Below are 12,083 nucleotides of genomic sequence, written 5' to 3' on the forward strand. Positions count from 1 at the left end.
GCGGTCGGGGACTCGGGGGTCTGGGGGTCGGTCGTCACGGGCGGCCTCCGGTGCCGGGTTCCAGGCCGATGTCGGAGATCCGGGCGGCGGCGCGGGACACCGCCGCGGCGAACTCCGTCACGGCGGCGGGGGTGAAGCGGGCGGTGGGCCCGCCGAGTGCGATGGCGGCCGTCACCCGGCCGCCGGCCGCGGTCACGGGCGCCGCGACGCCGGACACGCCGGTCTCGCGCTCGCCGTGGCTGGCGGCGTAGCCGTCGCGGCGCACCTCCGCGACCCGTGCGCGCAGCGTCTCGGCGTGGCGGGCGCCCTGCGGCGAGGCGGCGGCGACCCGGCGCAGCAGCGCGTCGTCGGCGCCGAGCAGCAGCGCCCGGCCGGCCGCGCCCGCCCAGAGGGGCAGCTCGTCGCCGACGTTGAGAACGTGCCGCAGGTTCTGCGGTCCCTCCTCCTGGGCGACGCAGACCCGGGCGACGTCGCTGCGGACGTAGAGGTTGGCGGTCTCCGCGGTCTCGGCGACGAGCTCGCGCATGATCTGGCGGACCTCGTCGGGGACCTGCCAGGCGGTGCGGGCCAGGCCGGCCCACCGCAGCAGTCCGGGGCCCACCCCGATCCGTCCGTCGGGGCGGCTCCACAGCAGTCCGCGCTGCTCCAGGGTGCCCACCAGGCGCAGCACGGTGCTCTTGGCGAGCCCGCTGTGCTCGGTCAGCTCCCGGATGGTGCGGTGCTGGTGGCGGTCGTCGAACAGCGCGAGCAGGTCGAGCGCGCGCAGCACGCTGCGCACGCCGGCCCCGTTCTCACCGTCGGTGGCCACGCGATCACCTCCGATACACGTCCAGGTCCATCTGGCAGTCCATTCATACCACCAGACGGTACAGCGCGCACCGACGGACCACGAGGCGCCCGCGTGTCCGCGCCCACAGCGTCCGGTGACCCCGCTCCCATGAGCGCACTGCGCAACCGGGGACACGTGACCAGAATGATGAACATGACCAAAACGACCGAAAGATGTACCTGACTGCGGGAATGCACCATGCTCGCGACAGCGGTCCGCCGTGAGCCAGGTCACCTGCCGGCGGCACCGCAGCTTGACAGGCCGACATGTGACGCGCATCATGTGCCGGACTGAACTGCGGACTTATCGGACCACACAGTGGACCACGCGACGACGCAACCCGAAAGAGCCACCTGATGAGCAAACACCTGATCCTGCGCGCCGTAGGGGCGGCCGCCGCGGCCGTCATCGTCGGCGCCGCCGTGGTGAGCGCCGGGTCGACCGGCGAGAACACCTCGGAGGCCCGCGCGCGGCTCACCATGATCGTTCCCGCCGACCCCGGCGGCGGCTGGGACCTGGTGGCGCGCGAGTCGCAGAACGCCTACCGGGGAGGCGACATCGTCGCCAACACCCAGGTCGTCAACGTCCCCGGCGCCGGCGGCACGATCGGGCTCGCCCAGGCGATCCGCCTGGAAGGCCGGGCGAACACGCTGATGGTGACCGGGACGGTCATGATCGGCGGCATCGTCGTCAACCAGTCCTCCCACACCCTCAACGACGTCACGCCCATCGCCCGGCTCGCCGACGACTACGAGGTCGTCGTCGTCCCCGCCGACTCCCCCTACGAGGACATGTCCGACCTCGCCGCGGCCCTGCGCGAGGACCCCGGGTCCGTGGCGATCGGCGGCGGCTCGCTCGGCGGGACCGACCACCTGCTCGCCGCCATGATCGGCCGCGACGTTGGGACCGACCCCCAGGAGATCAACTACATCCCGTTCGCCGGCGGTAGCCAGGCGCTCACCTCGCTGCTCTCCCACAGCATCGACGTCGGCATCAGCGGCTACAACGAGTTCTCCGACCAGGTCTCGGCCGGCAACGTGCGCATCCTCGGCGTCTCGGCGAACGAGCGCGTGGAGGGCATCGACGCCCCCACCCTCGCCGAGCAGGACATCGACGCGGTGCTCCCCAACTGGCGCGGCGTCATGGCACCGCCCGGCATCACCGACGAGGAGCGCGCGGAACTCACCGCGATCGTCACCGAGATGCGCGCGACGCCGGAGTGGCAGGACACCCTGGAGCGCAACCGGTGGGACGACACCTTCCAGACCGGGCCGGAGTTCGAGGAGTTCCTCGGCTCCGAGATCGACCGCATCACCACCGTCACCGAAGAACTGGGGCTCGCATGACCACCGACACCTCGACCACGACGCCGGCGCCGGCTCCGGCCGCCGCGCGGCCCGGCTGGTGGCAGGGCCGCAGTGAACTCCTGGTCGCCGCGCTCGTCATCGCCCTCGCCGCGTTCCTCGCGTTCCAGACCGCCGCGATGCACGTACCGCCCGGGGTCGAGTCCCCCGGCCCGCGGTTCTTCCCGACCCTCGTCACCGTGTTCATGTTCGGCGTCGGCATCGCGCTCGCCGTCCAGGTGATCCGCCGCCCGGCCCGGCCCGCGGCCGGCGCGCCGGCCGCCGAGGCCGCGGCGCAGACCACTCCCGGAGGCGACGCCGACGCCGACGCCGCGGGAGCCGGCGCGCCGGCCGGCGCCGCGCCGGCGCCGCGCACCGACTGGAAGACCGTGTCGATCGTCGTCGGCTCGATCGTGGTGTTCATCCTGCTGCTGCAGCCGGTCGGCTGGATCGTGTCCGCGGCGCTGCTGTTCTTCGGCGTCAGCTACGCCATGGGCAGCCGGCGGACGCTGTTCGACATCGTCCTCTCCCTCGTCTTCTCCTCTGTCATCCAACTCGCTTTCGTCGCCGGTCTCGGGCTGATCCTGCCGGCGGGTGTCTTCGGAGGCATCTTCTAGTGGACGCGCTCAATCACCTGCTCACCGGGTTCTCCCACGCCCTCACCCCGGAGAACCTGCTGTGGGCGCTGCTCGGCGTCCTGCTGGGCACCGCTGTGGGCGTGCTGCCCGGCCTCGGCTCCTCCATGGCCGTGGCGCTGCTGCTGCCCATCACGTTCCAGCTCGACCCCACCAGCGCGTTCATCATGCTCGCCGCCGTCTACTACGGCGGCCTGTTCGGCGACTCCACCGCCGCGATCCTGATGAACACCCCCGGTCAGAGCTCCGCCATCGCCACCACCATCGAGGGGTACAAGATGGCGCGCCGGGGCCGGGCCCCGCAGGCGCTGGCCACCGCCGCCATCGGCGCGTTCATCGGCGCCATCCTGTCGACCTCGCTGGTCGCGTTCTTCTCCCCCGCCATCATCGGGCTGGCGCTGCGGTTCGGCCCGGCCGAGTACTTCGCGCTCGCCGTGTTCGCGTTCATCGCCACCTCGGCCGTGGTGTCGCAGTCCATGGTCCGCGGCCTGGTGGCGCTCGGCATCGGGCTCAGCATCTCGCTGGTCGGCATCGACTCGCTCAGCGGCGCCGAGCGGTTCACCCTGGGCATCCCGCAGCTCTTCGAGGGCTTCAGCATCATCACCATCACCGTCGCCCTGCTGGCGATCGGCGAGGTGCTGCACGTGGCGGCCCGCGCGCACACCGACGACGGGCACGAGTCCATGCTCCGGCGGAGCGGCACCCCGTGGCTGAGCCTGGCCGACCTGCGGCGCACCCTGCCGGCCTGGCTGCGCGGCACCGTGTTCGGTGTCCCGTTCGGCGTGATCCCCTCCGGCGGCTCGGAGATCCCGACCTTCCTCGCCTTCGGCACCGAGAAGAAGCTGGCCGAGCGCCGCGCCCGGCGCGGAGGGCGCGAGAACGAGTTCGGGAAGGGCGCCATCGAGGGTGTCGCGGCGCCGGAGTCGGCGGGCAGCGCCACCGCGGGAACCGCGATGGGCGCGCTCCTGGGCCTCGGCCTGCCCACCTCCGGCACGGCGGCGATCATGCTGGCCGCCTTCCAGCAGTACGGCATGCAGCCGGGACCGCTGCTCTTCGAGCGCAACGGCGACCTGGTGTGGGCGCTGCTGGCCAGCCTCTTCATCGCCAGCGTGATGCTGCTGATCCTCAACCTGCCGTTCGCCCCGCTGTGGGCCCGGCTGCTGCTCATCCCCAAGCCCTACCTCTACGCCGGCATCACCGTGTTCTCGGTCCTCGGCGTCTACGCCGCGAGCTCGGCCATGACCGACCTGTGGTTCATGCTGCTGCTCGGGCTAGTCGGGTTCATGATGCGGCGCTACGACATCCCGCTCGCGCCGGTGCTCATCGCGGTGATCCTCGGTCCGGTGGCCGAGTCGGAGCTGCGCCGCGCCCTCGCGGTCGGGCAGGGCGACGTGACGGTGCTGTTCGGCAGCGCGATCAGCGTCGGCCTGTACGCGGTACTGCTGCTGGGCGGGGTCATCGTCGCCGTCAACCGGATCCGGGCCCGCCGCCGGGCCACCGCGACGGTGCCGGGCTCCAAGGCCGGGGCCGCGAGCTAGCCCGCGCCCCGGTCGCGGCCTGCGCCGCGGACGCCGAGGTCCGGCGTCCGCGGCGCAGGCCGTCGCATGTCCGGGCCCCCGCCGCCCGGATCAGATGGCCCGCCGCCGGGTCAGGTGGTGGAAGGCCGCCCACCCCGGCAGCACCGGCAGCCAGAAGGTCAGCAGCCGGAACAGCAGCACGGCCGGCAGCGCCACACCCGCCGGCACCCCGGCGACCGCGGTCAGCCCGCCCAGCAGGGCCGCCTCCACCGCGCCCAGGCCGCCCGGCGACGGCGCCGCCGACCCCAGGGCGTTGCCGGCCAGGAACACCACGGCCACCGCCGCGATCCGGGCGTCGCCGCCGAACGCCCGCACCGAGCAGTACAGGCAGAGCACGAACGCCAGGGTGAGCAGCAGCGTCCCGCCCAGGCCGAGCGCCAGCCGGCGCGGCTGCTGCGCGAGGTCGAGCAGCTGCGGCAGCACGCCCTGGAAGTAGGGGCGGACCCGGCGCAGCAGCATCCGGCGCAGACCGGGCAGCGCGAACACGGCGGCGACGAGCACGGACAGCACGGCCGCCACCGCGATCAGGGTGACCGAGGGCGAGAAGTCCGCCGGATATGCCGTCCCGGTCAGGTAGGCGCACACCAGCAGCAGCGGCACGTGGGTCACCAGGCCGACGAACTGGGAGACCCCGACCGCCGAGATCGCCAGCGCGGTGGACGCGCCCTGCTGGGTGACGTAGCGGGTGTTGAGCGCCAGCGAACCGAGGCCGGCGGGCGCGGCGATCCGGACGAACGACCCCGCGAGCTGGACGAGCACGGTCCGCCACAGCGGCAGCCGCATCGGCACGAACCCGATCAGCGCGAGCGCGGCGGCGAACGTGCACAGCGCCGACATCAGCAGTGCCACCGCCGACCACGACAGCGACGCGTCCCGGATGGTGGTGAGGTCGACGTCGGCGAGCTGCGAGACGAGGACGGCGCCGACCACCACGGCGATCGCGAAGCTGACCACCGTGCGCGGGCGCATCCGCTCCAGCTTCGCCGGGCCGGCCGGGGCGTCCGGCGCGACGCGGGTGATCTCGGCGCGGATCTCGCCGAGCGTGCCGCGCGCGGAGCGCAGGTCCTCGCGTACGGCACGCGGCAGTCCGGCGGGCTGGAGGAATGGCAGGGTGGCCGCCACCGCCTCGGTGCCCAGCTCCCGCACGGCGGTGCCGACCGCGCGGCGCGCCCCGACCCGCAGCGCCAGTGTGGTGAGCAGCGCGGCGGTGTCCAGGCCGGCGGCGAGGGTGCCGGCCGCGATGCTGCCGCTGGAGATGCGGGCGAACACGATCCGGCCGTCCATGCGCACCCCGATCGTGCGCCCGCTCAGGTTCCGGTGCGCCACCCGGTGCCGGTGCAGCAGGGCGAGCTCGCTCCAGACCGCCGCCAGCAGGCGGTCGGTGATCTCCTCGGCGGGGATGTCGTCCAGGAGGCGGGTGCGCCGGTGCTCGCGGACGAGCACCGCGGTCCCCGGGCCGAGCTCGCCCACGGCGAGCAGCCGGGGCGCGGCCGCGCCGGCCGCCTCGGCGGCGTAGTCGAGCAGCGCGGCGTGCTCGACCCGCCGGCGCAGGCTGAGCAGCATGGGGGGCGCGGCCGGGTCGCGCAGCAGCAGCCGTCCGATGAGCCGCTTCCAGGCGCCGGTGGAGACGTCCGCGCGCAGCACGGTGAGGTCGAGACGGCGGTCCGCGAGGTCGACGGCATAGCGCTGGTCGCCCTCGGGGTCGGTGCCGAGCGCGGTCAGGCCGAGCGGTTCGAACCCGAACCGGCGCAGCTCGCGCACCAGCCGGTCGGTGGCCAGCGGCGGCCCGGCCAGGCCGACGGCGTAGCGGGCCACCAGCGCGCTGGTCAGCCCGAGCACGAGGGTGAGCAGCAGCGCCAGCGCGGTGGCGTAGCCAGACAGCAGGACCGACGCCGCGGTGACCGCGATCCCGCCCCAGATGACGGCGCGGACCCGCGGCAGGTGCCCGAGCGTCGCGGCGCGCGCGTAGGCCACCACGCTGGCGAGGTAGCCGTGCAGCGGATGGCCGAGCGTCCCGTCCGCCCCCGTCCCGGCCAGCACGGCGGGCAGCCCGCCCGGCCCCGCCAGCATGCCGGTGACGGCGTTCACCCCGATGGCGAGCAGGTAGCCGAGCGCGGCCGCGGTCAGCGCCCGGGCGACGTCGCGGAACTGGCGGTGCACCAGCCGCTCGACCGACGCCGCGCACGCCAGGACGATGACGGTGAGGTTGGCGACCCCGGCCACGAGCGCCAGCAGCGCGGACGGGAGCAGGGCGCGCAGCTCCTCGGCCTCACTCGGCCGCGGAACTCCGGCGGCGGTGAGCCTGACGAGCACCAGCACCGCGGCGACCACGAGCACCCCGACCAGCGCCAGCACCAGATCGAGCGGCCGCCGCGCCGTCCCGCCCCGCGTCATGGCCGGCTGCCCGGCGTCGACCGTTCCTGCGTTCACGTCCTCAAGAGTGCCCGACACCCTGACCTGCCGGTGACCGCCGCGGTCGCGTGTCCGCCATCCACTGGCCCGCCCGGGCGCCCCGGCTCGCCTTCCGCCCGCCTGCGCCGCGCATACGCGCCACACTACGGCGCCACGGCACCGACCCGCCCCGGGCCCGGAGGCCGGCGCGCCGTCGCCCGACGGCCACGGGTCGGCCGGTCGCTCCCGTCCTGCCGTACCCGGGCTGCCTCTGTCGTCAGCCGCCGCCGCGCTCCCCCTGCTCGGCGTCGCGCACCAGCAGAGCGATCTGCACCCGGTTGGCCAGGCCGAGCTTGGCCAGGGACCGGCTGACGTGGGCCTTGACCGTGGTCTCGGTCATCGCCAGCTCCCGGGCGATCCCGGCGTTGGCCAACCCCCGGGCCACGCCGCCGACGACGTCGCGCTCCCGCGCGGTGAGCCGCGCCAGCCGGTCGCGGGCGGCGCGCGCCGCAGCGGGGTCGCGCTCGGCGAAGGCGTCGACCAGCCGCCGGGTGACGGCGGGGGCCAGGATGGCGGTGCCGTCGGCGACCGCGCGGACGGCGCCGACCAGCTCCCGGGGCCCGCTCCCCTTGAGCAGGAACCCCGCCGCCCGCGCGCGCAGTGCGCCGTACACGTACTCGTCCAGGTCGAACGTCGTCAGCATGACGACCTTGGGCGGGTCGGGTTCGCGGTTGATCGCCTTGAGCGCGGCCACCCCGTTCATCCGGGGCATGCGGACGTCCATCAGGACCACGTCCGGCCGGAGGCGGCGGACGGCGGCGACGGCCTCCGCGCCGTCCGCCGCCTCACCCGCGACCTCCAGGTCGCCGGCCGCTTCCAGGATCATCCGCAGGCCGGTGCGGACCAGCGCCTCGTCATCGGCGATGAGCACCCGGATCACGTCGGCAGCCTCGCCCACACCCGGAAGCCGCCTTGCGCGGTCGGCTCCGCCCGGAAGTCGCCGCCCAGCGCCTCGACACGCTCCCGCAGCCCGGTGAGGCCGGCCCCGGCTCCAGGCAGGTCCAGCGGAGCACGCTCGGGGAGGGCGTTCTCCACGGCGACCTCGATGGCCCCGGACCCCCGGCGCGCCACGACACGGGTCGGGGCACCACCCGCGTACTTGTGCACGTTGGTCAGCGCCTCCTGCACGACCCGGTAAGCGGTGTGCTCCTCGACGACGTCGGCCGCGTCCGCGCGGCTCCCGCCCGGGTCGTCCAGTTCGACCGGGACGCCGGCTGACCGCGACCGGTCGACCAGGTCCGCCAGGTCGGCGAGGGTGGGCGGGGGCCGCGAGGCGCCGGGCGCGCCGGTCCCCTCGGGCGCGGCCTCCCCCGCCCCGCCGAGCACTCCGAGCACATGGCGCAACTGCAGGAGGGCGTCCTGCCCGGTCCGGCGGATCAGCTCCGCCTCGGCCGCGGTGGCCCCGTCCGGTGCGCCGACCTCCAGCGCCCCCGCCCGTAGCACGATGAGGGACACCCGGTGTGCGATGACGTCGTGCATGTCGCGGGCGATCCGGGTCCGCTCCTCGGCACGGGTGCGCGCCGCCAGTGCCGACCGCTCGCGCTCGAGCTGCTCGGCCCGCTCCCGCAGCCCGGTCAGCACCCGGGCCCGGGCGGCGGTCCACGCCCCGAGCGCCAGCGGCAGCCACACGAACAGCGGCGCGCCGCCCAGGGCCGAGTCCCACCCGACTCCGGGCCGCGGGACGACGGCCAGGACGGTCGTCACCGCGGCGGCCGCGACCACGGCGCGACGCCGCCCGTGGACCGCGACGAGGTAGAGGGCGACGGCGGTCATCGGCCCGGGGGCGCGGAGCACGGCGTCGACCGCGGCCAGCGCCGCCAGCGGCCCGACCGAACGCGGCGCCGCCGGGAACGGCGTCGAACCCGGTCAGCAGAGCGGCATGGGACGGCGGGAGGAGGAGCGGGTAGCTGGCGCCGCAGAAGGCCAGCAGGGGGAGGGCGTAGGGTTCCACCCGGCGCAGCACCCGGACGACGCGGCCGGATGGCAGCCGGGTACCGTGCTCGCCACTCACACGCTTCACCCTAGCCGCGGCGGCGCCGTCCCCCACCCGCTCACCAGCTGGCGAGGCGTGGCCGCGTGCCCACCGCCGCCCCGCGCAGGACACGCACCCCCACGGGCGCGAACACCAGCCCGGCCGCGGCCGCCGCGACGGCGCAGTCGAACAGCGTCGCCTCCTTCAGCACCCCGCACCAGAGCGCACCCCACAGCAGCAGCAGGACGGTGCGGCCCGTCCCGAGCACGCCCGCGCGGTGGAGACCGGCCGCCAGCAGCAGTATCCCGATGTACTGCCCGAAGTAGGCGGTCACCGGCACCCGCCACGGGCCGTAGGAGATATCGACGTAGGCCGCGGTCACGGTCGCCGTCGCCGGGCCGAGGCCGAGGTCGTCCACCAGGGCGAAGGCAGTCGCGTCGACGCCCGCGGAGTACATCCGGCCCAGCAGCCCGAGGACGACGAGCACGGCGCCCGCCGCGGTCAGGCGCGGCGACCGCGGGGCGGCCAGGCGGGCGAGGGCGGCGAACGCGGGGACCAGCAGCATCGCCCCCGCCGCGAACAGGGCGTGGGCGGCCGTGGCCGTGAGAGGCGACTCGGCGTAGGCGGCGAGCTGGGCGCCTGCCATGAAGGGCTGGGCGTCGAACGCGCGCAGCTCGGCGTCGGTGAAGGCGCCACCGCGCAGGGCGAGGTGGCGCAGGACCAGGCCGAGGCACCACAGGAGCGGCGCGACGACGAGCGCCGCGCCGCCGATGCGGCGGCCGGGGAACCCGGAGAGGTCGGGCGCCCGGTCGGTGTCATGGAGCGGTGTCATGCGTCCAGCCTGGGCCGCGGCGGGTGCGGCCGCATTCTCCCTTCGGGACCAGCGCGGTCTCTTTGGTAGGGGGTCGGTCAGCCCGGGGAGGGAGGGGCGGCGATGAGGCCGGAGGGGTTCCGTGCGGCGGCCCGCGGCCCGGACAGGCCGGGGCGGTCCCCGACGTTTCCGGCTCCTGGAAGTTCTTCCGGGGGGCCGGTCGTCCGACCGAGGAACGCCCTGTGGAGGTACCTGACCGCCGGCGGTGATTGCGGTGGCGGCTCTGGCGGCCACCGTATGTTCCCCCGAGAGCGTGCACAGGCTCCCGCGCCGGTTGCGGCTGGGGTCGGCTGGCGGTCCGCGCCGACCGGGGACGCGCGGGCCGGGCACGGCGCGGGGAGCAGGGCCGGCGTGACGGGCGTGCGGCCCGCGCGCCGGAAGCGGGAGCCCAGGGGGCGGGTTCGGCTCCGGCCACCGGTCGCGCGTCCGCAGGGCGCGTGCCGGGATGGCGGTCCGGCCGCTCCGGTCCTCGCGGTACCAGACCAGCTGGGTGCGCATCCGCAGCGCCCGAGGCCGCCCTCACCCCGCGCACAGGACTGAGGGCGGACGCGCGGCCAGGGACGCCCGTCGCTCCTACCGCCCCGACCGCCGCGGCCAGCCGTCCCCTGGAGGCGGGTCACCACCCGCGCGATGTGTGCACCTCGGCGCCCGGGGCGGGCGGTTCGACCGCGGCGAGTCTGCGTCGCAGGAGCGCCCGTTCGGGTTCGGTGCCGGCCAGTTCCAGCGCCTGCCGGTAGGCCGCGGCGGCCTCGGCGAACCGGCCGAGCCGCTCCAGCAGGTCCGCCCGCGCGGCGTGGTAGGGATGGTAGCCGCGCAGCAGATCCTCGCCGGCCAGCTCGTCGAGCAGGGCCAGTCCCGCTTCCGGGCCGTCGCGCATCGCCACGGCCGCCGCCCGGTTCTGCGCGATGACGGGAGACGGAGCCAGCGCGAGCAGTACGTCGTAGAGCGCCACGATCTGCGGCCAGTCGGTGGCCGCCAGGTCCGGCGCCTCGGCATGCAGGGCAGCGATCGCGGCCTGCACCCCGTACGGCCCGGCCGGACCACCGGTCAAGGCGACGGGGACCAGCGCCAGCCCCTCTTCGATCATGTCGCGGTCCCAGCGGCTCCGGTCCTGGTCGTGGAGCAGCACAGGCTCGCCGTCCGGCCCGGTGCGCGCCGCCCGCCGCGCGTGGACCAGCAGCATCAGAGCGAGCAGCCCCGCGACCTCCCGCTCGCCGGGCAGCAGCCGCCGCAGGACCCGCGCCAACCGGATGGCCTCCTCGGCGACATCCGGCCGCTGCAGGTCAGGGCCCGCGCTGGCCGCGTAGCCCTCCGTGAAGAGCGAGTACAGGACCTGCAGCACGCCCGGCAGCCGCCCGGGCAGTTCGTCAGCCCCGGGCACCCTGAACGGGATGCGGGCCTCGCGGATCTTCTTCTTCGCGCGGACGATCCGCTGGGCCATCGTCGCCGGCGGCACGAGGTAGGCCCGCGCGACCTCCGGGGTGGTCAGCCCGGCCAGGCAGCGCAGCATGAGCGCCCCGCGCGCCTCGCCCGACAGAGCCGGATGGGCGCAGGTGAAGAACAGCTGCAGCCGTTCGTCGGGAAGATCAGCGCTGAGGTCCGCTGGCGGGGCGGGGGCCGCCCGGTCCGCCTCCACCTGGAGGGCGGCGAGCCGGGCGGCGTAGGCCTGGTCGCGCCGCAGCCGGTCGACGGCCTTGCGCCGGGCGGTCGTCAGCAGCCAGGCGCCGGGCCTGGCCGGGACCCCCTGGACCGGCCAGTGCACCAGCGCCGCCTCGATCGCTTCGGAGGCGACCTCCTCGGCCAGGTCCAGGTCGCCGAAACGGCGGACGAGAGTGGCCAGCAGCCGACCATGTTCCTCCCGGAACACCGACTCCACGGCCCTGCCGGCCCCCGGCGCCTGCCCCTGCACCGCGCTCAGGCCCCGAAGTCAGCGACCGGCCGCACCACGACCGAACCGCTGCCGCGTGCTCCAGGGCAGCGGGCCGCCCAGTCCAGCGCCGCGTCCAGATCCGGGACGTCGATGACGTAGAAACCGCCGAGCACCTCGCGGGTCTCCGCGAACGGCCCGTCGACGACGGAGCGCTCCCCATCCGAGCCGACCCGGACGGTAGTGGCGGTGACCAGGTCCGCCAGCGACTCCCCGGAGACCCAGATCCCCGCGTCGTGGACCGCCTTGTCGTAGGCCATCCATTCCTGCACACCGCACTCGGCGGCCCCGCCGTCCGCGTCGATCGCGCCGGCGTTGATCAGCAGCATGTACTTCATGGTGAACTCCTGTCACTTCCTGGTGCGGTGGGGCCCGCACACCATGACGACGAACGGGATACCGCCAGATCGACAGCGCCTCGTAAATTTTTCGCGCGCCCCCGACCGGGTCGGTCTTCGCCGGCCACCCACCTCACCCG

The 12,083-nt window shown here is 75.1% G+C and carries 10 protein-coding genes; 3 read left to right on the forward strand and 7 right to left on the reverse strand.

All coding sequences use genetic code 11. From position 1 onward, the window contains the following. Nucleotides 1-34: 34 nt before the first annotated feature. On the reverse strand, nucleotides 35-808 hold the full coding sequence (locus tag DEF28_RS22410; RefSeq protein WP_233515483.1) for an IclR family transcriptional regulator: 774 nt from the start codon (nucleotides 806-808) through the stop codon (nucleotides 35-37). Nucleotides 809-1,185: 377 nt separating this feature from the next. Between DEF28_RS22410 and DEF28_RS22415 the strand changes: the two genes are divergently transcribed. From DEF28_RS22415 to DEF28_RS22425, 3 genes are read left to right on the forward strand one after another with little or no spacing between them, the layout of a single operon-like run. Continuing rightward, complete coding sequence (locus DEF28_RS22415; RefSeq protein ID WP_114399860.1) at nucleotides 1,186-2,175, forward strand: Bug family tripartite tricarboxylate transporter substrate binding protein; 990 nt, start codon at nucleotides 1,186-1,188, stop codon at nucleotides 2,173-2,175. Beyond that, the gene (locus DEF28_RS22420; RefSeq protein ID WP_114399861.1) at nucleotides 2,172-2,789 is read left to right on the forward strand and encodes a tripartite tricarboxylate transporter TctB family protein; all 618 of its coding nucleotides are present in this window, start codon (nucleotides 2,172-2,174) and stop codon (nucleotides 2,787-2,789) included. Before DEF28_RS22415 ends, DEF28_RS22420 begins: the two co-directional genes overlap by 4 nt. Then, nucleotides 2,789-4,345, forward strand: a complete 1,557-nt coding sequence (locus DEF28_RS22425) for a tripartite tricarboxylate transporter permease (RefSeq protein ID WP_114399862.1) — start codon at nucleotides 2,789-2,791, stop codon at nucleotides 4,343-4,345. The genes DEF28_RS22420 and DEF28_RS22425 overlap by 1 nt, the downstream gene beginning before the upstream one ends. Before the next feature lie 90 nt (nucleotides 4,346-4,435). Here DEF28_RS22425 and DEF28_RS22430 read toward each other — a convergent pair whose 3' ends face one another. The 6 genes from DEF28_RS22430 to DEF28_RS22455 form a co-directional block, all read right to left on the reverse strand. Then, complete coding sequence (locus DEF28_RS22430; RefSeq protein WP_114399863.1) at nucleotides 4,436-6,778, reverse strand: lysylphosphatidylglycerol synthase transmembrane domain-containing protein; 2,343 nt, start codon at nucleotides 6,776-6,778, stop codon at nucleotides 4,436-4,438. Between the two features lie 274 nt (nucleotides 6,779-7,052). Next, the gene (locus DEF28_RS22435; RefSeq protein WP_114399869.1) at nucleotides 7,053-7,715 is read right to left on the reverse strand and encodes a response regulator transcription factor; all 663 of its coding nucleotides are present in this window, start codon (nucleotides 7,713-7,715) and stop codon (nucleotides 7,053-7,055) included. Beyond that, entirely contained in the window at nucleotides 7,712-8,629 is a 918-nt protein-coding gene (locus DEF28_RS22440; RefSeq protein ID WP_147280509.1) for a sensor histidine kinase, read from the reverse strand. The genes DEF28_RS22435 and DEF28_RS22440 overlap by 4 nt, the downstream gene beginning before the upstream one ends. Before the next feature lie 257 nt (nucleotides 8,630-8,886). Beyond that, complete coding sequence (locus tag DEF28_RS22445) at nucleotides 8,887-9,639, reverse strand: hypothetical protein (RefSeq protein WP_114399865.1); 753 nt, start codon at nucleotides 9,637-9,639, stop codon at nucleotides 8,887-8,889. 655 nt (nucleotides 9,640-10,294) lie between these two features. Next, the gene (locus DEF28_RS22450; RefSeq protein ID WP_258862314.1) at nucleotides 10,295-11,545 is read right to left on the reverse strand and encodes an RNA polymerase sigma factor; all 1,251 of its coding nucleotides are present in this window, start codon (nucleotides 11,543-11,545) and stop codon (nucleotides 10,295-10,297) included. A 47-nt stretch (nucleotides 11,546-11,592) separates the two neighbouring features. Next, on the reverse strand, nucleotides 11,593-11,943 hold the full coding sequence (locus DEF28_RS22455) for a YciI family protein (RefSeq protein WP_114399867.1): 351 nt from the start codon (nucleotides 11,941-11,943) through the stop codon (nucleotides 11,593-11,595). Nucleotides 11,944-12,083 lie beyond the last annotated feature (140 nt).

Origin of the sequence: Marinitenerispora sediminis, assembly GCF_003336425.1 — a bacterium.
GTDB lineage: Bacteria > Actinomycetota > Actinomycetes > Streptosporangiales > Streptosporangiaceae > Marinitenerispora > Marinitenerispora sediminis.

Bases quoted from the DNA above. Each gene is read 5' to 3' on its own strand.
- DEF28_RS22415 (WP_114399860.1), top strand. From the start codon at position 1,186: ATGAGCAAACACCTGATCCTGCGCGCCGTAGGGGCGGCCGCCGCGGCC.
- DEF28_RS22420 (WP_114399861.1), top strand. From the start codon at position 2,172: ATGACCACCGACACCTCGACCACGACGCCGGCGCCGGCTCCGGCCGCC.
- DEF28_RS22430 (WP_114399863.1), bottom strand. From the start codon at position 6,778: ATGACGCGGGGCGGGACGGCGCGGCGGCCGCTCGATCTGGTGCTGGCG.
- DEF28_RS22445 (WP_114399865.1), bottom strand. From the start codon at position 9,639: ATGACACCGCTCCATGACACCGACCGGGCGCCCGACCTCTCCGGGTTC.
- DEF28_RS22455 (WP_114399867.1), bottom strand. From the start codon at position 11,943: ATGAAGTACATGCTGCTGATCAACGCCGGCGCGATCGACGCGGACGGC.